Below are 22,495 nucleotides of genomic sequence, written 5' to 3' on the forward strand. Positions count from 1 at the left end.
TAGCCGGGAAGTCGATCCCGCGCCAGATCGCGGAAAGCCTCGGCCGGCCCGGTGTGCGGGCTGGCCGAGGCTCTCGTTGGTCAGCGGAAACCGTTATACGACCGCACGTTCCTCCGCGAAGTGGCAGGCGGACAACGTTCCGTCCGGCCCACCACGCCTTTCCAGCTTCGGTTCCTCGGTGGCGCAGAGGTCCTGCGCCTTCCAGCACCGCGTGCGGAAGCGGCACCCCGACGGCGGGTTGACGGGCGACGGCACGTCACCGGTCAGCACGATCCGCTGGCGCTGCCGCTCCGCCTTGGGGTCGGGCATCGGCACGGCCGAGAGCAAGGCCTGCGTGTACGGGTGCATCGGCTTGGTGTAGATGGCCTCGCGGTCGCCCATCTCGATGATCTTGCCGAGGTACATCACCGCGACGCGGTCCGAGATGTGCCGCACCACCGAGAGGTCGTGCGCGACGAACAGGTACGCGAGCCCGAGCCGTTCCTGCAGCTCCTCCAGCAGGTTCACGACACCGGCCTGCACCGAGACGTCCAATGCGGACACCGGCTCGTCCAGCACCAGGAACCGCGGGTTCAGCGCGAGCGCGCGGGCGATGCCGATGCGCTGGCGCTGACCGCCGGAGAACTCGTGCGGGTAGCGGGCGCGGTGCTCGGGGTTGAGGCCCACGAGCTCCATCAGCTCGTTGACCCGCCGCTGCACGCCGCCTTCGACGCCGTGGATCTGCAGCGGCTCCGCGATGATGTCGTTGACCTGCCACTTGGGGTTCAGCGACGCGTACGGGTCCTGGAAGACGATCTGGATGTCCTTGCGCAACGGCCGCAGCTGCTTGTTGCTCATCGACGTGAGCTCGCGCCCGTCGAACTTCACCGAGCCCGAGGTCGGCTTGTGCAGCTGCAGGATCGCGCGCCCGGTCGTGGACTTGCCGCAGCCGGACTCGCCGACGAGGCCGAGCGTCTCACCGGGGTGCAGCGTGAACGACACACCTGACACGGCCTGCACCGTGCCGGTGTTGCGCGGGATGATCCCCTTGCCGCGCACCGGGAACTCCTTGACGAGGTCGGTGACCTCCAGCAACGGCGCGGTCACTTCGCCTCCTCATCGGTCACCAAAGACCCGTGCACGGCGGTCACCTCGAGGGACTCGTCGGGGTTGGCGGCGGCGAACGCCGCCGGGTTCTCCACCGTGCCGATCTCGTCGTGCAGGAACAGCCTCTGCGGCTGCTCGATCGTCGCCAGGTGCTCCCAGCGGTGGCACCGCGTCCGGTGGTTCGGCGCGCCGGCCTCCTCGAGCTCCGGCTCCCACTCGTGGCACACGTCGGCGACGAGGGGGCAGCGCGGGGAGAACGAGCAGCCGGTCGGCAGGTTCACGAGCGAGGGCGGCGCGCCCTTGATCGGGGTGAGCCGCTTGCCCAGCGTGGACGGGTTCGGCACGGAGCCGAGAAGTCCCACGGTGTAGGGCATCCGCGGCCGTTCGAAGACGTCGTCGACCGGGCCGGACTCGACCACGGTGCCGCCGTACATCACCTGCACGCGGTTGACCATGCCCGCGACCACGCCGAGGTCGTGCGTGATCATGATGATCGCCGCGTCGGTCTCGGACTGGATGCGCAGCATGGTGTCGAGGATCTGCGCCTGCACCGTCACGTCGAGCGCGGTGGTCGGCTCGTCGGCGATGATCACGCTCGGGTCGTTGATGATCGCCATCGCGATGACGACGCGCTGGCGCATGCCGCCGGAGAACTCGTGCGGGTACTGCGCCGCGCGCTTGTCCGGCTGCGGGATGCCGACCAGCTCGAGCGCCTCGACCGCCTTGGCCCACGCCGCCTTCTTGGAGACGTCGTGGTGCGCGCGGTAGGTCTCGGCGAGCTGCCACCCCACGGTGTAGACCGGGTTCAGCGACGTCATCGGGTCCTGGAAGATCATCGAGATGTGCTTGCTGCGGAACGGCTGCATCTGCTTGTAGGTGCGGCCGTTCAGCTCCTCACCGCGGTAGCGGATGGAACCCTCGATGAGGGCGTTCTTGGGCAGCAGGCCCATGATCGCCATGGAGGACACGGACTTGCCGGAGCCCGACTCGCCCACGATGCCGAGCACGTCGCCGGAGTTGAGGTCGAACGAGACGTTGCGCACGGCGCGGACGTCGCCGTCGTCGGTCGGGAACGTCACCGAGAGGTCCCTGACCGAGAGCAGCGGTGCGGTGGCGCCGGAGGGCAGGAAGTCCTCCGAGAGTGCGGGAACAGTGGACATCAGGCACGCACCTTCGTCTGCCTCGGGTCGAACGCGTCGCGCAGGCCGTCACCGATGAAGTTGACGGCGAGGGAGAGCGACACGAGCACGATGAACGGACCCCAGAACAGCCACGGCCGGTTCAGGAACTGCCCGTAGTTCTCCAGCACGATCACGCCGAGCGACGTGTCCGGCGGCTGGACGCCCAGGCCCAGGAACGACAGCGCTGCCTCGGTGAGGACCGCGGCGGCGATCGCCAGCGTGGCGTTCACCGTGATGCTGCCGATCATGTTCGGCACGAGGTGCTTGAAGATGATGCGCGGGGTGCTGGCGCCGCAGGCCCGTGCGGCCTCGACGAACTCCCGCTGCGCCAGGGAAAGCGTCTCACCGCGCGTGATGCGGGCGATCTGCATCCAGGCGAAGGCGGCGAGCACCAGCGCGACGACGTACCAGCTGCCGGAGAAGCCCTTCACGACGATCGCGGCGACCGCGATCTGCGGGATGATCAGCAGCAGGTCGACCAGGCGCATCAGCGCCGTGTCGACGAAGCCGCGCAGGTACCCGGCCAGGGCACCGAAGGTCACACCGATCGCGGTCGCCAGCGCGGCCACGATCAACGCGATCTGCAGCGAGTACCCGGTGCCGCGCATGAGCAGCGCGAGCATGTCCTTGCCGACCTGGGTGGTGCCGAGCGGGTGGGCGCCGCTCATCGGCTGGTAGGACTTGCTGGTCACGTCCTCGTAGTCGTAGGTCCAGATGAACGGACCGACGAACGCGAACAGCACGAGGAAGACGAAGACGCCGAGGCTCACCATGGCGAGCCGGTGGCGGAGGAAGCGCCGCAGGACGAGCTGGCCCTGGGTGCGGGTCTTGGTGGCGTCGAACTCGTGGGAGTCGGCCTCGGGAGCGCTGTTCACCACGCCGCCCTCGGACGCCAAGTTGATGTTAGCCAAGGCGAATCCTGGGGTCGAGGATGCCGTACACGACGTCGGCGATCAGGTTGAACAGCACGATCAGGGTCGCCGTGACGGCGAGCCAGCCCATCAGCATCGGCGGGTCGAACTGCCGCACGGAGTTCACGAGCAGCGTGCCCATGCCGGCCCAGCCGAACACGGTCTCGGTGATGATCGCGCCGGACAGCACGGCACCGAAGTTCAGCGAGAACAGGGTGGCGACGGGGATCAGCGCGTTGCGGAAGGCGTGGCGGAAGATCACCCGGCTCTGCGAGATGCCCTTCGCCCGCGCGGTGCGCACGAAGTCGGAGTGCAGGATCTCCAGCATGGAGGCCCGTTCGAACCGGCTGTAGGCGGCGAAGCTGATCAGCATCAGCGCGACGGTCGGCAGCAGGAACGTGCCGGTGTACTTGAAGATCACCTCGCCGAAGCTGCCGCTGAAGCCGCCCGGCCGGGGACCCGCGGTGGTGAGCCAGCGGTCCAGCCCCATCGACTCCAGGACGTTGTTGAACTGGATGCCGTAGTTCTTCACGATGACCGCGACGCAGAAGATCGGCATCGAGAACATGAGGAACGCGGTGCTGGTGGCGAGGTAGTCGAAGATCGAGTACTGGCGCACGGCGGCGAGCACGCCGACCGCGACGCCCAGGGTGAGGGCGAGGAGTTCGGCACCGATGACGAGCCTGCCGGTGGTCCACAGCGCGTCCGTGACGGCGGGGTAGACAGCCGTCTTGGCCTGGCCGAGAGCGATGCTCTGGCCCCAGTCACCGGACACGAAGTCGGTGAGCCAGTTCCAGTAGCGGACGACGACGGGCTGGTCCAGGCCGAGTGCCGCCTCGGCGGCCTTGAGGTCGGCTTCGGTGACACCGGGCCGGAACCGCATCTCCGCCAAGGGGTTTCCGGCGGTGGCGACGAGGACGTAACAGGCGAAGCTGCCGATCAGCAGGATGGGTACCGAGATCAGCAGGCGCCGGATGATGTAGCGGATCACGACGAGCTCCCTAGGGGGCAACCCGCTCGGGCGGGGCCGGACTCGTGGTCCGGCCCCGCCCGGTCAGGCGTTGCGCACTTCAGCTATGGCGATTACTTGGTCTGCCACTCGTTGGCGTTCCACAGCGCGCCGAAGTAGCTCTGGAAGTACACCCGGTCGAGCCCCTTGAAGGCCCACATGTTCGGCATCTGGAACAGCGGCAGCGAACCGTACGCGCCGGCCAGCGCCGCGTCGGCCTCCGCCCAGTACTTGAGCGAGTCGGAGATCGACGTCTGCGAGACCGCCTGCTTCATGGCCTCGTCGGCCTTCGGCACGCTGAGGTTCTGCCAGTTCTGGCCACCGCCGGTCTCGTAGATCGACTTCTTGCCGCCCTTGAACGGCGAGCTGGACCACGCGAACAGGGCGACGTCGTAGTCACCGGCGGAGACGCGCTCGTCGAGGAAGTTCGGGTCGGTGTCGTCCTTGACCTCGATGCCGGCTTCCTTGCACTGGCCCTGGATCAGCTCGACGGTCTGCTTGCGGCGCGGGATGTCGGTGTGGCTGATCCGGAAGGAGGCGCGCACGCCGTCCTTCGCGAACACGCCGTCGGCACCCTGCGTCCAGCCCGCCTCGGTGAGGATCTTCTTGGCCTCGGCCGGGTCGCCCTTGGCCTTGTCGCCGTAGACGTCCTTGTAGCCCTCGTCGGTCGGGAAGAAGACCAGGCTGCCCATCGGCTTCGCGTCGGCCTGGACCTCGCTGATCAGCTTGTCGATGATGTCCTGGCGCTTGATGCACATGAAGAAGGCCTTGCGGATCTCCTCCTTCGACAGCACCGGGTGCTTCATCTGGATGTCGAGGTGCTCGAACGACAGGCCGGGGCCCGAGCCGAACGTGACACCCTGGGCGTTGAGGCCCTTGAGCTTGGTGGCCGCGTTCGCGTCCGGCTGCGCGAAGGAGTTGACGGCGAGCTCACCGTTCTCCAGCGCCTGCGCCTGCGCGACGGGGTCCGGGATCGCCTTCAGGACGATCTTGGCGGGACCACCGGGCTTGCCGATCCACTTCGGGTTGCGCTCCAGCGTCACCGACTGGTTCGGCTCGAAGCCGGTCAGCATGTAGGAACCCGCGCCGGGCATGAGGTCCTTGGTGAAGCCGTTCCACTTCTCGTTCCAGAAGTCCGCGGCCTTCTGCAGGTCGGCGGCCGGGCTGTCCTTGGTGAGCTTGGTGACGTCGGCGATGCCGGCGTTCTTCTCGAGGACGTGCGCCGGGAGGACGTCGGTGTTGAACATGTCCTCGTAGTCCGGGTACGGGGAGGAGAACGTGCCGACGAACGTCTGGTCGTCCTTGCACTCGCCGGTCGACAGGTCGTACCCGGTGGTGCTGGCCGGCTTGAAGAACTTGCCGCCGTCGGCCTTCTTGGACGAGTTGCTCTGCGCGAACCACGCCATGTAGAAGTCGTCGCAGTCCCAGGCCTCGCCGTCGGACCAGGTGACGCCCTTCTTCAGCTTCCAGGTCACGACCTGCGGAGACTTCGAGGTGACCTCGATCGACTCCATCACGTCCTTGTTCAGGATGACCTTGTTGTTGCCGTTCAGGATGTGCGCGCCAGGCTGCACCAACGTCAGCGCGAACGTGTTGTAGGACTGGTTGGCGTCCTCCGTCGCGTTGTTGTACGAGGTGAACGGCTTGTCGGTCGACACGACGACCTGGTCGCTCTGCTTCGTATCCGGCGCGGTGTAGCCGTCCGCGGACTCACCGCGGGCGGTCGCCATCTCCGCGACGGTGGCGTCCTTGCCGTCGGCGTCGTTGGTCCCTCCACCGCCGCCACAGGCACTCAGCACGAGAGACGCGCTGGCCACCAGCGCGATCGCCGGCAGTGCTTTGGTTCTCCTCATCGACACGTGCCCTCCTAGCACTGGGCGGCTGCGGCCTGGTCGGCCTGCACGCCCATAACCGAGATGTGCCATACGCGCCCCGAACCGGCACATCGTGGGCAGCACGGTAGAAACCCGTTGAGGCGGCGGTCACTACCTGGGAGGGTGATCGTGACCCAATGGAAACAGGTTGTAGCAGGCCGCAATGGCCCGATTACCGGGCGGAAGCGTTCGTTGACCGGGCACGCGGAATTCTGTCAACGACGGCGGCCGAACGTAGCAACGCGAGATGGGCTTGCGCAACGGATTTCCGGGGCGCCCGCTACCTGTCGAGACGCCGCCATTCGGGTGCACCGCTGAGCACGCCCGCCAAGGGTGCCCCGGCGTCGACTCCCGAAACCGTGGGGAGCACACCGAGCAGATCGACGACCTGGAAAAGAGGCACCGACACGGCCTGGGCGGCGATCACCGGCTCGACCCTCGCGAGCACGTCCGACAGCAGCACCTTGCCGTTGAGGGCGGCCTCGAGGTCGGCCTGGATCGCCGGGTCGCAGAAGCCCGCGGGGTTGCGCGGGTTCGGCGTCGCCCCGTCCGGAGCGTCACCGGCGCACCCGTACGAGCTCGCCAGCGCCGCCGCCGAGTCACCGGCGTCGACCCTCGGCACGACAGCGATGTCGACGTTCGACTCGACCAGCTGCTTGCTGTAGAGGTCCTCGGCGGTCGGCGTGAGGACCTCGGAGTCGATCCCGCGCTCCTGCAGCTGCGCCTTGATCCGGTTCGCGATGGAGACGTACGGCTCGGCCTTCTCCGGCGCGACGATCCGGAGCTTGAGCGCCTTGCCCGCCTTCTGCCACCCGCCACCGGTCTTCGAGTACCCGGCCGCGGTCAGCAGCTGCTCGCTCGCGGCGGCGTCGAGGGTGTTGGCGGTGATGGTCTTCCTGTACCCGGTGCGGCTCGGCGGCACCACGTAGGAGTCGGCCCGGAACTGGGCGCTGGGCCCGCTCTGCGTCCCGAAGGCGATGAGCGCCTCCCGGTCGAGCGCCGCCACGACCGCCTTGCGCACGTTCACGTCCCCGAGCTGCTCGCTCACGGGCCGCAGCAACACCTGCACGACCTCGTTGCGCGGCACCGGCTTCGTCGTGAGGTCCTTGATGCCCTGCAGCAGGTTCACGTCGGCGGCGTCGGCCCGCAGCAACGCGGCCTGGTTGTCGCCTTTGGACAGCGACTCGGCCATGGCGCTGTGCGTGGCCCGGCGGATCACGACCCGGTCGAGCGTCGTCGGCACCTCCCAGTACCGGTCGCTGCGCTCGAGCACGACCTCCCCGCGCGGCTCGTCGAGGCTGCGCACCTGGAACGGCCCCGCCGTGGCCGGGAACCCGGTCGCGAGCACGTTCGACCACGTGCCGGGCGCGTCCTTGAGCAGGTGCGCCGGCAGCAGGTTCGAGAACAGGCTCCGCCACCCCGGGAACGGCTTGCCGAAGGCGACCTCGACGACCTTGCCGCCCTCACGCGCGCTGATGTTGTTGATGAGCCGGTAACCCGCCGGATCCACAACTCCGGGTTCGGCGCGCATACGCTGCCACAGGTAGTAGAAGTCCTCGGCGGCGATGGGCGCGCTGTCGGACCAGCTGGCGTCCTTGCGGATCGTGTAGGTGACGGTGAACGGCTCGGCCTTGGTGACCTTCGCGCTGACCATGAGGTTCCGGTCGAGCTGCGGCGCACCGTCGTTGCCCGGCCGGAAAGGGCTCGGGAGCAGCAGGGAGCTGAGCGCCGTGGTGATGGGACTCTGCGCGGCCAGCGAGTGCGGGTTGTAACCGCCCGCCACGTCGTCCACGCCGACCACGATCTCCGTGACCTTCGGCCCCGTCGTGGTGATCACAGGTGCTTCGGTCTTCGGGACCAGGGGCGGAGGCGGCGCGTTCGTGCACGCCGCCGCGGTGCCGCACAGGACGGCCGCGACCAGCACTCCCCCGAGACGCCTCATGGTCCTCACACTGCCAGAAGGATGGTGGTGGCGTTCGGGCAACCCGGCTTTTGTCACCCTCGCCACTTGGTGGGACGTGGGGGGTGGTTGGGGGGTTGCTCGCACGGTGGGTAGTACGGCTCACCCTGGTGGGTGGTTCGGTTGTGCGTGGGCTGGGTTGCGGTGGCTGGTGCCTGTTCCAGCGGGGTGGTCGCCTTGCGGCGTTGTCACCTTTTTGTGGTGGTCGCCTTGGGCCCTGTATCGCGCGTGGTTGAGTCATCGCCGCTTCGCGACGATTGCGATCGGGGCCGTCGTGGTTGCGCCATCACCGCTGCTCAGGCGGTGTTGACTCGGACGGCTCGGCGACCGCCACCCTCCGAACCGCCCAACCGACCCCGGACACGACGAAGGGCGGCCGGGCTCGTGGCCCGGCCGCCCTTCGCGGCATTGCGTCAGTTCAACAGCAGGCGGTCAGCCGCGCTGCTTCAGGCGCGAGCGCTCGCGGCCTCGCAGGTTCGCGTCCAGGGTGACCTTGCGGACGCGGACGACCTCCGGGGCCACCTCCACGCACTCGTCGGAGGCGCAGAACTCCAGCGCCTCCTCCAGCGAGAGCTTGCGGGGGCGGGCCAGGGTCTCCATCACGTCCGCGGTGGAGGAGCGCATGTTCGTGAGCTTCTTCTCGCGGCAGACGTTGACGTCGAGGTCCTCGGCGCGCGGGTTCTCGCCCACGACCATGCCCTCGTAGGCGTCGGCGCCCGGCTCGACGAAGAAGGTGCCGCGGTCGGCCAGCTGGATCATCGCGTAGGCGGTGATGGAGCCGGCGCGGTCGGCCACCAGGGAGCCGTTGTGGCGGGTGCGGATCTCGCCCGCCCACGGGCCGTAGCCCTCGGAGACGGCGTTCGCGATGCCGGTGCCGCGGGTCTCGGTGAGGAACTCCGTGCGGAAGCCGATGAGGCCACGCGACGGGACCACGTAGTCGAGCTTGATGCGGCCGGTGCCGTGGCCCGACATGTTCTCCATGCGGCCCTTGCGGTTCGCGAGGAGCTGGGTGACGGCGCCGAGGTGCTCCTCGGGGCAGTCGACGGACAGGCGCTCGAACGGCTCGTGGATCTTGCCGTCGACGGTGCGGGTGACGACCTGGGGCTTGCCGACGGTCAGCTCGAAGCCCTCGCGGCGCATCTGCTCGACCAGGATGGCCAGCGCCAGCTCACCGCGGCCCTGCACCTCCCAGGTGTCCGGGCGCTCGGTCGGGAGGACGCGCACGGACACGTTGCCGATGAGCTCCGAGTCGAGGCGCGCCTTGAGCATGCGGGCGGTGAGCTTGGTGCCGCCGTTGCGGCCGGCCAGCGGCGAGGTGTTCACACCGACGGTCATCGAGATCGCGGGCTCGTCGACCGTGATGCGGGGCAGCGCGACCGGGTTCTCGGCGTCGGCGAGCGTGTCGCCGATGGTGATGTCCGGGATGCCGGCGATGGCGACCAGGTCACCGGCGCGGGCGAGCTCGGCCGGCTGGCGGTCGAGCGCCTCGGTGATCAGCAGCTCGGTGATGCGGACCTTGACGGGCTCGCCGTCCTCGCGGCACCACGCCACGGTCTCGCCCTTGCGCAGCGTGCCCCGGTGGATGCGGCACAGCGCGATGCGGCCGAGGAACGTCGAGGCGTCGAGGTTCGTGACCAGCGCCTGGAGCGGGCCGTCGATGTCGACGCGGGGGGCGGGGATGTGCTCGAGCAGCACCTGGAACAGGGTGTCGAGGTTCTCCTCGTCCGGCAGGCCGCCGTCCTCGGGCTGGGTGAGCGACGCGCGACCGGCGCGCGCGGAGGCGTAGACGACCGGCAGGTCCAGCACGGACTCGTCGGCGCCGACCTCGGTCGCGAGGTCGAGCAGCAGGTCGTGGGCCTCCTCGACGACCTCGGAGATCCGGGCGTCGGGGCGGTCGACCTTGTTGACCAGCAGGATCACCGGCAGGCCGGCGGCCAGGGTCTTGCGGAGCACGAAGCGCGTCTGGGGCAGCGGGCCCTCGGACGCGTCGACGAGCAGGACGACGCCGTCGACCATGGACAGCGCGCGCTCGACCTCGCCGCCGAAGTCGGCGTGGCCGGGGGTGTCGACGACGTTGATGATCACGTCGCCGTCCGGCGTGTGCCTGCGCACAGCCGTGTTCTTGGCGAGGATCGTGATGCCCTTCTCGCGCTCGAGCTCGCCCGAGTCCATGACCCGGTCGACGAGCTCGGCACGCGCGGAGAAGGCGCCGGACTGGCGCAGCATGGCGTCGACCAGGGTGGTCTTGCCGTGGTCGACGTGCGCGACGATCGCGACATTTCGCAGGTCAGTGCGCGTCTGAAGGACAGACGCGGTGGCCGTGGGCACGCAGAACTCCTAGAGCTTCGAAGGCGTTGGAGGGGCTCGCGCCGGACACTTCGATGCGCAGGGCCGCTTTTGATACTACCGGCTGCGTCGCCATTACCACACAAGAGTGCCAGTGAAGTGAGCCTCACCTACTCTAGCGATACGCGGCGGAGTGGAGTTCAACCAGTGGGTAAAAAGCTCAAGAAGAAGTGCTGCCGGTCGAAGCCCCGGTGCAAGCGCTGCCCGGTTCCCTTCCTGCTCGAGGAACGCGACAAGGCCAGGAAGAAGGCGGCGAAGAAGGCCGAGAAGGCCGCCAAGAAGGCGCTGAAGAAAGCCGCTTGAGACCCGAGGTACGTCGGCAGGGCGCCAGGCCACCTCCAGCGCCACTCGACCGGGAGCGCGAGGGCCGATCGGCCCGCACGACGTGCTCAAGCTCACGCCACCGGCGACCCCGGCGAGGCGGTCCGGGGCGTCATCGCCGCACTCGGCACCCCGCACACCCACCTGGTCACGGCCGAGCGTGCGTCCTGGGCCCACGGGGCTGCGTGGCCGACCTGCGCGGCAACGGCGAGCTGGGCAGGTTCGCCGGACCGGGCGCACGGCAACGACCCGATCACCCCGCACGTGGTCGTCGAGGACGCGCTCACGGCGGCGATCGAGTGGCTTCCCCCGAAGCGGCGCTAGCCCTGCAGCACGGCTTCGTTCAGCTTCGAGAGCTCGGGCGCCGTCCTGGTCGCCTCGAACTCGCAGATCTCGTAGTTCACGAGCTTCTGCTCGGCCCACGGGTCCGTGGCGAGCAGGGCCTCGAGCTTGCCCCGGGGCATGGGGCGCGTGATGATCACGCCGCCCGTCCTCGGCACCTGACGCCCCGAAGCGAGGAAGAGGCCCCGCTCGTACTGCTTCTCGACCCACTCGCGGTGGTCGGGGAGGGCGTAGTCGATCTGTTCCAGTGGCGCGGCGTACTTCAGCAGCACGATGAACATGCGTTGACGGTAGACCTATACTCGGGATCGTGCGCATCCTCAACGCCTTCTGGCGGGCCGCTTCCAGGCGGCCGGAGTAGCAGCGCGCAGACACCACTGACGCGACACACGGGCCGCCCCGAGGGGCGGCTTTTTCGTTGCGTTCCCGACGGGCGGTCCTCCGACGGAAGGACCGATCATGATCCGGCTCTCGGCCATCACCCCCTCCGGCCAGGTCCACCTGGGCAACTACCTCGGCGCGCTGCGGACGTGGGCGCGGGAGGGCACCGAGGAGGACGTGTACTTCATCAGCGACCTGCACGCGATGACGTCGTCGCACAACCCGCAACGCCTGCGATCCATGACGCGCGAGCAGCTCGCGGTGCTCGTCGCGTCCGGCATCGACCCGGCCAGCGTGTGCGTGCAGAGCGACCTCATCCGCGAGCTGGGGGCGCTCAACTGGGTCCTGGAGTGCACCTGCACCTACGGCGAGGCCGCGCGGATGATCCAGTTCAAGGAGAAGTCGCTCGGCCGCGAGTCGGTGCGGCTGAGCCTGCTCACCTACCCGGTGCTGATGGCGGCGGACATCCTGCTGCAGGGCACCGCGGAGGTGCCGGTCGGCGAGGACCAGCTCCAGCACGTCGAACTGGCCCGTGCGCTCGCCCGGCGGTTCAACCACGCCTACGGCGACGCGTTCATCGTGCCGACGGCGGTGGTGCCGAAGGTCGGGGCGCGCATCAAGGACCTCTCGGACCCGGCGCGCAAGATGGACAAGTCGGCCCAGAGCTCCACGGGCGTCGTCTTCGTGCTCGACGAGCCGGACCTGGTGCGGCGCAAGGTCCGCAGGGCCGTCTCGTCGACCGAGGGCATCGCGAACCTCGTCGAGGTCCTCGCCTCCTGCACCGGCAAGGAGCCCGAGGACTACACGAGCAGGTTCTCCGAGCTCAAGGACGTGGTGGCGGAGGCGGTGATCGAGGAACTGCGGCCCGTGCGCGCCCGCACCCTCGAGCTCCTCGCCGATCCCGCCGAGCTGGACCGGATCCGGGCGGCGGGCGCCGACCGGGCGCGGGAACGAGCCCAGCACCGGCTGAACGCGGCCTTGCGCCTGTCCGGGCTCAGTTGAGGAGCTGCTGAAGGGCCGGCACCAGCACCCTGTCGGCGGGCAGCCAGGGAAGACCGGGCAGCTCGCCGGCGGTGACCCAGCGGACGGCGTTGTGCTCCAACGCTTCCGGCTCACCGCCGGCGAGCTCGGCCGAGAAGATCCGCAGCACCAGGTCGCGCTTCAACGGCACGTCCGGCCCGACCTGGTCGCCCACGACGACCGGAACCCCCAGCTCCTCCACGCACTCCCGCACCAGCGCGTCCACGGGCTTCTCACCGGGCTCGACCCGGCCGCCGGGCAGTTCCCACTGCCCCGCATGGCTTTCCGGGAACGACCGCTGCTGCGCGAGCAACCGTCCACCCCGGACGATCGCGGCACCGACGACGACACGGGCGGAACGCAGCTCCGCGCACCGCCGCGCCAGCAACGCCGAGCGCTTCTCCAGCACCCGCAACGCCGTCCCGCGCCCGACCGTCATGTCCGCGAACCGCCCGACGACACCGCGCACGGAGGTCCACCCGACCCGGTCGACCACCATCGTCCCCGCGCCGGTGACCACGAGGTCCGTGTGCAGCTCCAGGAAGTCACCCGCGGCCGACACCCCGGACAGGTCGGCGCGCGTCACCGTCAGCCGGACCCCGAACGGCCCGGTGAGCTCGTCCCCCGCACACAGCAGGGGTCCCGGGACCCGGACACCGAACCCGGTGATCAGCGAGGTGTCCAGCAGGGCACCCGCGACGACCGAAACAGGCGCGTCGACCAGTGCCGACGCTCGCAACTCTGGCACCCGAGCTTGCTACCAGGACGGCCAGCGGATCTCCAAACGCGCACCGCCGGCGGGCGACTCGGCGGCGTGCACCGAGCCACCGCGGCGCTGCACGAGGTGCGCCACCAGCGCGAGCCCGAGGCCGAAGCCGCCGGAGCCGCGCCCGCGGTCCTCCTCCACCCGGTAGAACCGGTCGAACACCTTCGTCCGGTGCTCGGCGGGAATGCCGTGCCCGTCGTCGTCCACGAGCAGGCGCACGTCCCGCCCCACCGGCACCAGCGTCAGCGTGATCGTCGAGTACGCGTACCGGGCGGCGTTGCGCAGCAGGTTGTCCAGCACCAGCTCGACCTCGGACCGCGTGGCCGACACCAGGCACGCCGACGGCGGCGCGGTCAGCCGCACCAGCAGCTCGGTGTCCAGCCGGGAGATCGCCGACTCGGCCTCCAGCACCAGGTCCACGGCCTCGGCGCGCGGCGGCGCCCCCGTGTCGGCGCGGGCGAGGATCAGCAGCGAGTCCACCAGCGCGCTCAGCCGGATCGACTCCTCGACGACCGACTCCAGGACCTCCAGCGAGAAGTCCGGATCGGGGTGCGCCACGGCGACTTCCGCCTGGGCGCGCACGGAGGCCACCGGCGAACGGAGCTCGTGCGCCGCGTCCCCGGTGAAGCGCCGCAACCGGTCGGAGGCCTCGTCACGCCGGGCCAGCAGCGCGTTCAGCGCCTCGGCCAGCGCCTGCAGCTCGTCCCGCGACGGCGGCACCGGCAACCGTTCGCCGTGCGGCAGCTCCCCCGCCGCGACGCGCATCCGTTCCACCGGCCGCAGCGACGACCGCACCGCCAGCCAGGTCGCGATGCCCACGAGCACGGCCACGAGCACCGCCGCGACGGCCAGCCAGCGCGTGCCGAGCGTGTTCGCCTTGCCGTACCCGAGCAACGTGCTCGCGTAGACCTCCAGCCTGGGCGTCCCGTCGTCGGCGAACACGACCTGCCCGCGGAACCGCAGTGCGGTCTCGCCCTCCAGCCGCAGCACCGGTTCCCCGGATTTGAGCTCCCTGATGTCCCGCGCCGTCAGCGGCAGCGGCGGCCCGCCGTCCACGGGCACACCGGCCACGTCCAGCACGCGGGGCGGCGACTTCGCCAGCTCCTGGTCCACCGCGGTGATCTGGATCAGGCCGATCAACGCGGGCGCGAAACCGGTGAACGCCAGCAGGCACAGCAGCGCCACCCCGGTCGCCACCACGGTGATGCGGAAGCGCAGCGTGCGCCGCAACCACCAGCGGCGAGGGATCACCTGTTCCCCAGGGCGTTGTCGAGGTCCGGGGTGGACGCGATGTACCCGTGCCCCCGGATCGTCCGCACGACCTCCCCCGCCCCCACGGCCTCCAGCTTCCGCCGCAGGTAGCCGACGTAGACCTCGACGGCGTTGCGGGTCGCGGCCTGCTCGTCGCCCCAGACGGTCCGCAGCAGCTCGTCCTTGGTCACCACGGACCCCGCCCTGGACGCCAGCACGTCGAGCACCGCGTACTCCCGCGGCGACAGCGAGACGTCCTGCCCGGCCCAGCTGACCTCGCGCAGCCCCCGGTCGATCACGAGGTTCCCCAGCGTGAGCTTGCGCCGCGCGCCCCCTCCGCGGCGCAGCAGGGCGCGGACCTGCGCGACCAGCACCACGAAGCTGAACGGCTTGACGAGGTACCCGTCGGCGCCGAGGTCGAGCCCGTCGGCCTGGTCGACCTCCCCGTCCTTGGCCGACACCATCAGCACGGGCGTGCGCACCCCGTCGGCCCGCATGCGCTGCAGCACCCGGTACCCGGACAGCCCCGGCAGCATGATGTCGAGCAGGACGACGTCGAACGCCCCCGTGAGCGCCACCCGCAGCGCGGTGGGCCCGTCGGCCGCGGTGACGACCTCCATGCCCTCCGCCGACAGACCCCGTTCCAACGCCCGGCGCACGCCGACTTCGTCGTCCACGACCAGCACTCGAGGCTTCACACCGCACAGCATGCCGCCCGCTGCCCCCACCCGCCCGCAAGATCTCAGCCGACTCTCAGAAAGCCGTGCTGCGATCACCAGAAAGACCAGGTAGAACGGATCTCAGCACCATCTCAGCAACCCACCGCCAAGCTGTGGTCACAAGCCCTTGGAGGAGGGGACCAGATGAACAACCGAAAGGTGACCCTGGCCGCGGCAGCGGCCGGAGTGGTCACCGGTGCGGCAGGCCTCGGCCTGCTCGCCATGCCCGCAGGCGCAGGCCAGCCACCCACGCTCCCGGACGTGTCCGCGGAGTCGCTCGTCGAGCAGGTGCTGACGAGCGAGCCCGGCGCGTTCGGCGGCACCGTGCAGGTCGACAACAAGCTCGGCCTGCCGTCGATCGCGGAGATCCCGCAGCTCGCCGACGGCAAGCACAGCGCGCGGATCTGGACCGACGGCAACGGCAGGTTCCGCGCCGCACTGCCGAACGGCCAGTCCGAGCAGACCGTCGTCCACGACGGCAAGACCACCTGGTCTTGGAACTCCGCCGACAACGAGGTCACGAAGGCCGAGCGCGGGGCGGACGAGCAGAAGCCGGACGCGAAGGCCGAGGCGGCCAACCCGGCCGAGGCGGCCAAGCAGGTCGTCGGCCTGACCAAGGAGTTCAGCGACATCAGCGTCGACGGCACCGCGCGGGTCGCGAACCGTGCCGCCTACGAGCTCGTGCTGACCCCCAAGGCCAGCGAGAAGACGCTGATCCGCGAGGTGCGGATCGCCGTCGACTCCGAGCTCAAGATGCCGCTGCGCGTCGCCGTGCTGACCAACGGCACGAGCGAGCCCGCGGGCATGGTCGGCTTCAGCGAGATCAACGTCGGCCCGCAGGACCCGAAGCTCTTCGAGTTCACGCCGCCGGCGCAGGCGAAGGTCACGACGCCGGAGGCCAAGGAGGAGCGCGACCGGGACCGTTCGCCGGAGCTCGGCCTCGAGCAGGCGCTGCAGGGTGAGAACCCGCAGGTCTTCGGCACGGGCTGGGACACGGTGGTCGGGGCGAGGATCCCGGCCGAGGCCATGGCGCAGGTCCCGGCGGAGGCGCAGGGCCTCGTCGACCGGTTCACCAAGAAGGTGAGCGGGTCCTGGGGCAGCGGCAAGGTCTTCACCACGAAGGTCGCCACGATCCTGATCGCGGACGACGGCCGCGTTGTCGCGGGTGCCGTTCCCGAGCAGGTGCTGTTCGACACGATCGGACAGGTGAAGTGACCACCTCGACCAGCGCGCCGGTGACAGCGCCGTCCACCACCGCTGTCGCCGCGCGGACCAGGGGTCTGCGCAAGGAGTACGGGAGCACGGTCGCCGTGGACCGCGTCGACCTCGAGCTGCCGCAGGGAGCCGTGCTCGGCATGCTCGGGCCCAACGGGTCCGGCAAGACGACCACGATCCGGATGCTGCTCGGGTTGGTCCGCCCCACGCAGGGGGAGATCGAACTGCTCGGCCGGCGTCTTCCCGACGGCGCCGAGCAGGTGCTGCCGCACGTCGGCGCGCTGGTCGAGGGTCCGGGGTTCCACCCGTTCCTCAGCGGGCGGGAGAACCTCGTCAGGTGTGCCGCGTTCGAGCCGCTGCTGGCCAAGAAGCAGATCAAGCAGGCGGTGGAGGAAGCGCTCGAGCGCGTCGGGCTCGCCCAGGCGGCCCACCGCAGGTACCGGGGGTACTCGCTCGGCATGAAGCAGCGTCTCGGCCTGGCCGGGGCGCTGCTCGTGCCGCGCAAGCTCGTCGTGCTCGACGAGCCGACCAACGGCCTCGACCCGGCCGGCACGCGGGAGATCCGCAAGATCATCGCGGAGCTCCACGCGGCGGGCAGCACCGTCCTCGTCTCCAGCCACCTGCTGAGCGAGGTCGAGGCCACCTGCACGCACGTCGCCGTGCTGCACCGCGGCACCGTGGTGGCGCAGGGCGAGCTGACCGAGCTGCTGCAGGCGGGGGATCCGCACTGCAGGTGATCACACCGGACGTCGAGAAGGCGCTGAGCGCGTTGCGCCAGGCCAAGATCTCCGCGCGGCCGCTGGGCGACGGGCTGCGGGTCGAGCTCGCCGGCACGAGCGCGCCGCAGGTGATCGAGACGCTCGTCCAGGGCGGTGCCAGGGTCTTCGAGGCCACGCGCTGGAAGACCGGTCTCGAGGAGCTGTTCGCGCGGCTCACCGAGGCCGAGGAGGCCGAGCGCGGGATGTCCGCCGTGGACACGCTGGACGGGGGCTCGCGATGATCACGCGTCAGTTCGGTTCCGAGGTGCGCTGGATGCTGCGCAGGCCCCGCACGCTCATCGGCCTGTTCGGCCTGGTCCTGGTGCCGATCGTCATCAGCTTCGGCATCTGGACCGCCGGCGAGGACGAGGGCGGCGGCGGGCCTCCCGGGCTCGGCGCCATCCTGCAGGGCAACGGCATGGTCGTGCCGATCTTCACGTTGTTCCTGTCGCTCAACCTGCTGCTGCCGCTGGTGGCGTCGATCTGGGCGGCGGACGGCCTGGCGGGCGAGGCCCAGCACGGCACGCTGCGCGGCCTGCTGGTCGCACCGGTGTCCCGCGTGCGGCTGCTGTTCGTGAAGCTGTTCGGGCTCGCCGCGATGTCGTTGTTCGCCGTCACGCTGATGGCCGTCGTCGGCATCATCGCGGGCACGGCGTTCCTCGGCACGGACGGCATGATGACGCTGTCGGGCACCACGCTGAACACCGGCGAGGGCCTGCTGCGCATCGCGTTGTTCGTCGTCCTCGTGACGTTCCAGATGGTGTCGATCGGCGCCGTCGCCCTCGCCGTCTCGGCCACCACCGAGCACCCGCTGGTGGTGCAGGCGGCGACCATGACGACGATCATCGTGTTCCAGGTGCTGGGGCAGTTCTCGTCGCTGGACTGGCTGCACCCGTTCCTGATCACGACGGGCTTCCCCGGCCTGATCGACGTGATGCGCGACCCGGTCCCGCTCGACCAGATCTGGGACAGCACCCTGCTCGCGGGCTGCTACCTGCTGATCGGCACGGGCTTGGCCGCCATGCGCCTCATCACGAAGGACAACTAGCGCCGGAACCCGCCCTCGCTGTTGATCACCTGACCGGTGATCCAGGCGGCGTCGTCGGTGCAGAGCCAGGAGATCAGCCGGGCGGCGTCGTCCGGCTGACCCCAGCGCTTCAACGGCATCCGCTCGTTCACGAAGTCCGTGAGCTCCGGTCCGGCCCACCCCGTGTCGGTCGGGCCGGGGTTCACGGCGTTGACGGTGATGCCCCTGTCCGCCAGCTCGTGCGACAGCGTCGCCACGATCGCCGCGAGGGCGCCCTTCGACGCCGCGTAGGCGACCTCGCCGGGCATCGGCCCGAGGTTCTGCCCGGACGTCAGGAACACGACCCGGCCGCCCGCACGCCCCTCCCACCTGCGGGCAAACGCTTGCGCCAGCAGGATCGACGAGCGCGTGTTCACCGCGTGGTGCCCGTCGAGCATCTCGGCGTCCACCTCGGCCAGCGACCCGTCGCCGCCGGACCGCGCGTGGTTGCACACCAGCACGTCGACGCGTCCGAACGCCTCGACGGCCGCGGCCACCAGCCGCTCCGGCCCCGCGGGGTCGGCCAGGTCGACGCCCAGCCCCTGAGCGCCGACACCGGCCAGCACCTCGTCCACGGAGTCCGCGCCCCACGGCTGCGCCTCGTCGTGCGGGACGTGGTGCTGCACGAACACCTCCGCGCCCAGTCCGCGCAGCCGGGACGCGATCGCGTAGCCGATGCCCTGCCGCCTGCTCACGCCGGTGACCAGCGCTACTCGTCCCTCGAGAAGTCCCATAGGACTCCATGCCTACCCGACGCGCGCGACGCCGTCCAAGTCGATTGCGAGCCGCACGCGGTCCCCGACCGACACCGGCCCCACTGCCTCGTACTCCTCGCCGCCGACCTCCACGAGCAACCGCACGTGGTCGCGCCGGTGCACCCGCTCCAGCACCGTGCCCTCCAGCAGACCGTCGGGGTCGACCCGCAGCGCCGTGGCGCGCAACCCGACCCGCTCGACGTCCAGCCCGACGAACGACCCGGGCACGAACCTGCTGCAGCCCAGGAACTTCGCGGTCTCGACGTCCACCGGCGACGACCACACCTCGGCGGGCGGGCCGACCTGGACGATCCGGCCGCGCGACATGATGGCCACCCGGTCGGCCAGCGTGAACGCCTCGTCGTGGTCGTGCGTCACGACCAGCGCCGTCGTGGCCGCCTCCCGCAGCAGCCGCGCCAGGTCGACCGCGAGCTGCTCGCGCAACGCCCGGTCCAGCGCCGAGAGCGGCTCGTCCAGCAGCAGCAACCGCGGTGACGGCGCCAGCGCGCGTGCCAGCGCCACCCGTTGCTGCTCCCCGCCGGACAGCTGCGTGACCCGGCGATCGGCGTAGCCCTCGAGGCCGACGAGCTCGAGCAGCGACAGCACGCGCTTGTCCCGCGCCTCGCGCTCGACCTTCCTCATCCGCAGGCCGAACGCCACGTTCCCGGCTACCGTGCGGTGCGGGAACAGCTGCCCGTCCTGGAACACCAGCCCGAACTCGCGCCGGTGCACCGGGACGCCGGCCAGGTCGGCGCGATCCCACCGCACGGCACCGGAAGAGGGCTTCTCCAGCCCCGCGACCGTGCGCAGCAGCGTCGACTTCCCGCACCCCGACGGCCCGAGCAGCGCCACGACCTCGCCGTCCCGCACGGAGAGCGACACGTCCGACACCGCCGTCGTCCGTCCATACCGGACGGTGATCGAGTCCAGCTCCAGCGCCATCAGAACTCCCCGCTGCTCGGCACGCGCAACCGCTCGATCAGCAGCACGCACCCGACCGTCACGACCATCAGCAGCGCGCACGCCGCGTAGGCCATCTGGCTGTTCAACTCCCCCGGCCGCGACATCAGCCGTGCGATCACCACCGGCAACGTCGGCGCGTCCGGCCGGGCCAGGAAGCTCGTCGCCCCGAACTCCCCCAGCGCCACCACGTACCCGAACCCGGCCGCCGCCACCAGGGACCGGCCGACCAGCGGCAGGTCGACCTCACGCCACACCCCGGCGGGCGAGGCCCCCAGCGTCGCCGCCGCCTGCCGCAGCCGTTCGTCGACGGCCCGCAGCACCGGCAGCACCATCCGCACGACCAGCGGCGTCACCACCAGCGCCTGCGCCAGCGGCACCAGCATCGGCGAGGTGCGGAAGTCGCCGGGCAGCGCGTCCATGGTGATCAGGTAGCCGAAGCCGACCGTCACCGCGGACACCCCGAGCGGCAGCATCAGCGCCGTGTCGAGCACCTCGGCGAAACGCGCACCGGACCGCCGCAGCCCGACCAGCACCACGGCCGAGAACACCCCGACCACCAGTGCCACGAGCGTCGCGTCGAAGGCCGTCCGCAGCGAGTTCACCGCGGCGTCGACGCCGGTCACCGCCAGCGTGCCCCGGTCGCCGCGGGTGTTCAGCGCCACGTACCCGGCGAGGCTCCAGCCGTCCCGGGTGGACAGCGACCGGGTCACCAGGCCGACGACCGGCGTCAGCAGCGCGACCACCACGGCGAACGCGGCACCGACGACGTACCACTCGCCACCGGCGGGCCGCCGGGCCAGCTCTTCCCTGCCGCGCAACGCCAGAGCGGTCTCCCGCCGGCGCCGGGCGAGCGCGCCCAGCACGAGCACCGCCAGCACGGCGGCGAACTGCAGCAGCGACAGGGCGGCCGCCCCGGACAGGTCGAACAGCTCGACCGTCCGCAGGTAGATCTCGGTCTCCAGCGTCCGGTACCGCGAGCCGCCGAGCACCAGCACGACGCCGAAGCTCGTGGCGCAGAACAGGAACACGACCGCCGCGGCCGACCCGATCGCGGGCGCGAGCGCCGGCAGCACCACCGACAGGAACGCCCGCGGGCGTGACGCCCCCAGCGCCCGTGCCGCGTCCTCGGCCCGCCGATCGGTGTGCGCCCACAGCCCGCCGACGGTCCGCGCGACCACGGCGACGTTGAAGAAGGCGTTCGCCAGCACGATCGGCAGCACCCCGCCGTCCGGCCAGAACGTCCGGAAGGCCAGGCCCACCACGACGGTCGGCAGCACGAACGGCACCATCACGGCGGCACGCACCAGCCCGAGCCCGCGGATCCGGCACCGGGCCAGCACGAACGCGAGCGGCATCCCGGCGACGACCGCCACGGCCGTCGACGCCAGGGCCTGCCCGAGGGTGAAGCCGGCGAGCTCCCAGGTGTCGCCCTCGAAGACCGCCTCCAGGACACCGCCCTCGCGCAGCCCGAGCGACACGATCGCCAGCACGGGCCACGCGAAGAACAGTCCCAGGAAGGCCAGCGGCAGCAGCGCCGCCACCGACCACCCCGTGCGCGAGCTCAGCCCTGCACGAGCTTGCGCCACTGCTCGACCCACGCTTCGCGGTTGTCCTTGACCTTCTCGGCGGGCAACGACTGCGGCGAGTACGGCAGCGGGGCGTCCTTGGCCCACGACTCGGGCAGCGCGACGCCCTCGCGCGAGGGGTAGACGTACATCTGCTCGGCCACCTGGGCCTGGAACTGCTCACCCAGCAGGAAGTCGAGGACCTTCTTGGCGTCCTCGGGGTTCTTCGCGCCGGACAGCACGCCGGCGTACTCGACCTGGCGGTAGCAGGTGTCGAGCACGGCCTTGGTCTTGCCGCCCTCGGCCGACGGCGACGACGCGTACGACACGACGATCGGCCGGTCGCCCTTGGTGGCGGAGAACTCCTGGTTGTAGGCCTCTTCCCAGCCGCTCACGACCTTGACGCCGTTGGCCTTGAGCTTGGTCCAGTACTCCTGCCAGCCGTTCTCGCCGAACTTCGCGATCGTGCCGAGCAGGAAGGCGAGACCGGGCGAGGACGTGGCCGGGTTCTCGACGACCAGCTTGTCCTTGAACTTCGGGTCGACCAGGTCCTCGTACGACTTCGGCTCGACCCCGCCGAGCTCGGCCGGGTCGATGTTGAGGCACACGTCACCGACGTCGACGGCCTGCAGGCGGTTCGAGTCGTCGGCCTTGTACCGCTGGGCGCCCTTCGAGGCCTCCGGCGAGGCGTACTCGGCGAAGACGCCCTCGCTCAGAGCGCGGGAGGCGAAGGTCGAGTCGACGCCGAACGCCACGTCGCCGATCGGGTTCGCCTTGGTGAGCACCAGCTTGTTCGTCAGCTCGCCCGCGTCGCCGCTCGCGAGCTGCTTCACGGTGATGCCCGAGGACCTCTGGAACTCGTCCAGGACCTCCTGCTTGACCGCGAACGAGTCGTGGGTCACCAGCGTGACCTCGCGCGACTGCGGTGCGGTCGAGGTACCGGCCGAGCACCCGGCCAGCACCAGAGCAGCGCAAACAGCAAAAATCCTTCTCACGTCAAACCTCT

Annotated in this window: 19 protein-coding genes and 1 pseudogene; 5 read left to right on the forward strand and 15 right to left on the reverse strand. The window is 70.3% G+C overall.

Annotated elements, in window-relative coordinates:
• Window positions 1–93: 93 nt before the first annotated feature.
• The 7 genes from V1227_RS23850 to typA all read right to left on the reverse strand — a co-directional run bounded on the left by V1227_RS23850 (window position 94) and on the right by typA (window position 10,349).
• A complete protein-coding gene (locus tag V1227_RS23850) occupies window positions 94–1,086 on the reverse strand; it encodes an ABC transporter ATP-binding protein (RefSeq protein ID WP_329787759.1) in 993 nt (330 codons plus the stop codon).
• On the reverse strand, window positions 1,083–2,246 hold the full coding sequence (locus tag V1227_RS23855) for an ABC transporter ATP-binding protein (RefSeq protein WP_329787760.1): 1,164 nt from the start codon (window positions 2,244–2,246) through the stop codon (window positions 1,083–1,085). Before V1227_RS23855 ends, V1227_RS23850 begins: the two co-directional genes overlap by 4 nt.
• Window positions 2,246–3,178, reverse strand: a complete 933-nt coding sequence (locus tag V1227_RS23860) for an ABC transporter permease (protein ID WP_240010735.1) — start codon at window positions 3,176–3,178, stop codon at window positions 2,246–2,248. The genes V1227_RS23855 and V1227_RS23860 overlap by 1 nt, the downstream gene beginning before the upstream one ends.
• Window positions 3,171–4,169 carry an ABC transporter permease gene (locus tag V1227_RS23865; protein WP_236220336.1) on the reverse strand — a complete coding sequence of 333 codons (999 nt, stop codon included), beginning with the start codon at window positions 4,167–4,169 and terminating at the stop codon, window positions 3,171–3,173. The genes V1227_RS23860 and V1227_RS23865 overlap by 8 nt, the downstream gene beginning before the upstream one ends.
• A 92-nt stretch (window positions 4,170–4,261) precedes the next feature.
• On the reverse strand, window positions 4,262–6,040 hold the full coding sequence (locus V1227_RS23870) for an ABC transporter family substrate-binding protein (RefSeq protein WP_329787761.1): 1,779 nt from the start codon (window positions 6,038–6,040) through the stop codon (window positions 4,262–4,264).
• Between the two features lie 301 nt (window positions 6,041–6,341).
• On the reverse strand, window positions 6,342–8,003 hold the full coding sequence (locus V1227_RS23875) for an ABC transporter family substrate-binding protein (RefSeq protein WP_329787762.1): 1,662 nt from the start codon (window positions 8,001–8,003) through the stop codon (window positions 6,342–6,344).
• Between the two features lie 450 nt (window positions 8,004–8,453).
• Window positions 8,454–10,349 carry a translational GTPase TypA gene (typA, locus tag V1227_RS23880; RefSeq protein WP_329787763.1) on the reverse strand — a complete coding sequence of 632 codons (1,896 nt, stop codon included), beginning with the start codon at window positions 10,347–10,349 and terminating at the stop codon, window positions 8,454–8,456.
• A 165-nt stretch (window positions 10,350–10,514) separates the two neighbouring features.
• Between typA and V1227_RS23885 the strand changes: the two genes are divergently transcribed.
• Window positions 10,515–10,670 (forward strand): hypothetical protein, encoded by a 156-nt coding sequence (locus V1227_RS23885; protein ID WP_176959914.1) that lies wholly within the window; start codon window positions 10,515–10,517, stop codon window positions 10,668–10,670.
• A gap of 338 nt (window positions 10,671–11,008) precedes the next feature.
• On the opposite strand, the gene V1227_RS23890 is transcribed toward V1227_RS23885, so the two are convergent.
• Complete coding sequence (locus tag V1227_RS23890) at window positions 11,009–11,311, reverse strand: YciI family protein (RefSeq protein WP_236220340.1); 303 nt, start codon at window positions 11,309–11,311, stop codon at window positions 11,009–11,011.
• A 178-nt stretch (window positions 11,312–11,489) separates the two neighbouring features.
• On the opposite strand from V1227_RS23890, the gene trpS reads away from it, so the two are divergent.
• A complete protein-coding gene (trpS, locus tag V1227_RS23895; RefSeq protein ID WP_329787764.1) occupies window positions 11,490–12,413 on the forward strand; it encodes a tryptophan--tRNA ligase in 924 nt (307 codons plus the stop codon).
• On the opposite strand, the gene V1227_RS23900 is transcribed toward trpS, so the two are convergent.
• From V1227_RS23900 to V1227_RS23910, 3 genes are read right to left on the reverse strand one after another with little or no spacing between them, the layout of a single operon-like run.
• Window positions 12,406–13,179, reverse strand: a complete 774-nt coding sequence (locus V1227_RS23900) for a (deoxy)nucleoside triphosphate pyrophosphohydrolase (protein ID WP_329787765.1) — start codon at window positions 13,177–13,179, stop codon at window positions 12,406–12,408. The two genes, trpS and V1227_RS23900, sit on opposite strands and share 8 nt — an antisense overlap.
• Window positions 13,180–13,188: 9 nt before the next feature.
• Entirely contained in the window at window positions 13,189–14,448 is a 1,260-nt protein-coding gene (locus V1227_RS23905; protein WP_329787766.1) for a sensor histidine kinase, read from the reverse strand.
• Window positions 14,445–15,158 carry a response regulator transcription factor gene (locus V1227_RS23910; protein WP_236221090.1) on the reverse strand — a complete coding sequence of 238 codons (714 nt, stop codon included), beginning with the start codon at window positions 15,156–15,158 and terminating at the stop codon, window positions 14,445–14,447. Before V1227_RS23910 ends, V1227_RS23905 begins: the two co-directional genes overlap by 4 nt.
• A gap of 153 nt (window positions 15,159–15,311) precedes the next feature.
• On the opposite strand from V1227_RS23910, the gene V1227_RS23915 reads away from it, so the two are divergent.
• The 3 genes and pseudogenes from V1227_RS23915 (at window position 15,312) to V1227_RS23925 (ending at window position 18,188) form a co-directional block, all read left to right on the forward strand.
• Complete coding sequence (locus V1227_RS23915; RefSeq protein ID WP_329787767.1) at window positions 15,312–16,382, forward strand: LolA family protein; 1,071 nt, start codon at window positions 15,312–15,314, stop codon at window positions 16,380–16,382.
• A pseudogene (locus V1227_RS23920) lies at window positions 16,379–17,382 on the forward strand (ABC transporter ATP-binding protein). The gene V1227_RS23915 and the pseudogene V1227_RS23920 overlap by 4 nt, the downstream one beginning before the upstream one ends.
• Window positions 17,379–18,188 carry an ABC transporter permease gene (locus V1227_RS23925; RefSeq protein ID WP_329787768.1) on the forward strand — a complete coding sequence of 270 codons (810 nt, stop codon included), beginning with the start codon at window positions 17,379–17,381 and terminating at the stop codon, window positions 18,186–18,188. The pseudogene V1227_RS23920 and the gene V1227_RS23925 overlap by 4 nt, the downstream one beginning before the upstream one ends.
• On the opposite strand, the gene V1227_RS23930 is transcribed toward V1227_RS23925, so the two are convergent.
• Genes V1227_RS23930 through V1227_RS23945 form a run of 4 tightly spaced genes read right to left on the reverse strand, consistent with a single transcriptional unit; the run spans window position 18,185 to window position 22,484 of the window.
• Entirely contained in the window at window positions 18,185–18,940 is a 756-nt protein-coding gene (locus tag V1227_RS23930) for an SDR family oxidoreductase (protein ID WP_329787769.1), read from the reverse strand. The two genes, V1227_RS23925 and V1227_RS23930, sit on opposite strands and share 4 nt — an antisense overlap.
• A gap of 12 nt (window positions 18,941–18,952) precedes the next feature.
• Entirely contained in the window at window positions 18,953–19,903 is a 951-nt protein-coding gene (locus V1227_RS23935) for an ABC transporter ATP-binding protein (protein ID WP_329787770.1), read from the reverse strand.
• On the reverse strand, window positions 19,903–21,510 hold the full coding sequence (locus V1227_RS23940; RefSeq protein WP_329794094.1) for an ABC transporter permease: 1,608 nt from the start codon (window positions 21,508–21,510) through the stop codon (window positions 19,903–19,905). The genes V1227_RS23935 and V1227_RS23940 overlap by 1 nt, the downstream gene beginning before the upstream one ends.
• Window positions 21,486–22,484: a thiamine ABC transporter substrate-binding protein gene (locus V1227_RS23945; protein ID WP_329787771.1), complete on the reverse strand. Its 999-nt coding sequence runs from the start codon at window positions 22,482–22,484 to the stop codon at window positions 21,486–21,488. Before V1227_RS23945 ends, V1227_RS23940 begins: the two co-directional genes overlap by 25 nt.
• Window positions 22,485–22,495: the final 11 nt, after the last annotated feature.

Source organism: Lentzea sp. DG1S-22, assembly GCF_036321065.1.
Taxonomy (GTDB): Bacteria; Actinomycetota; Actinomycetes; order Mycobacteriales; family Pseudonocardiaceae; genus Lentzea; species Lentzea jiangxiensis.

What these genes read in the sequence shown, in the direction of transcription:
- V1227_RS23855 (WP_329787760.1), bottom strand. Translation starts at nt 2,246, where the DNA reads ATGTCCACTGTTCCCGCACTCTCGGAGGACTTCCTGCCCTCCGGCGCC.
- V1227_RS23870 (WP_329787761.1), bottom strand. Translation starts at nt 6,040, where the DNA reads ATGAGGAGAACCAAAGCACTGCCGGCGATCGCGCTGGTGGCCAGCGCG.
- V1227_RS23875 (WP_329787762.1), bottom strand. Translation starts at nt 8,003, where the DNA reads ATGAGGCGTCTCGGGGGAGTGCTGGTCGCGGCCGTCCTGTGCGGCACC.
- V1227_RS23890 (WP_236220340.1), bottom strand. Translation starts at nt 11,311, where the DNA reads ATGTTCATCGTGCTGCTGAAGTACGCCGCGCCACTGGAACAGATCGAC.
- trpS (WP_329787764.1), top strand. Translation starts at nt 11,490, where the DNA reads ATGATCCGGCTCTCGGCCATCACCCCCTCCGGCCAGGTCCACCTGGGC.
- V1227_RS23910 (WP_236221090.1), bottom strand. Translation starts at nt 15,158, where the DNA reads ATGCTGTGCGGTGTGAAGCCTCGAGTGCTGGTCGTGGACGACGAAGTC.
- V1227_RS23915 (WP_329787767.1), top strand. Translation starts at nt 15,312, where the DNA reads ATGAACAACCGAAAGGTGACCCTGGCCGCGGCAGCGGCCGGAGTGGTC.
- V1227_RS23925 (WP_329787768.1), top strand. Translation starts at nt 17,379, where the DNA reads ATGATCACGCGTCAGTTCGGTTCCGAGGTGCGCTGGATGCTGCGCAGG.
- V1227_RS23930 (WP_329787769.1), bottom strand. Translation starts at nt 18,940, where the DNA reads ATGGGACTTCTCGAGGGACGAGTAGCGCTGGTCACCGGCGTGAGCAGG.
- V1227_RS23935 (WP_329787770.1), bottom strand. Translation starts at nt 19,903, where the DNA reads ATGGCGCTGGAGCTGGACTCGATCACCGTCCGGTATGGACGGACGACG.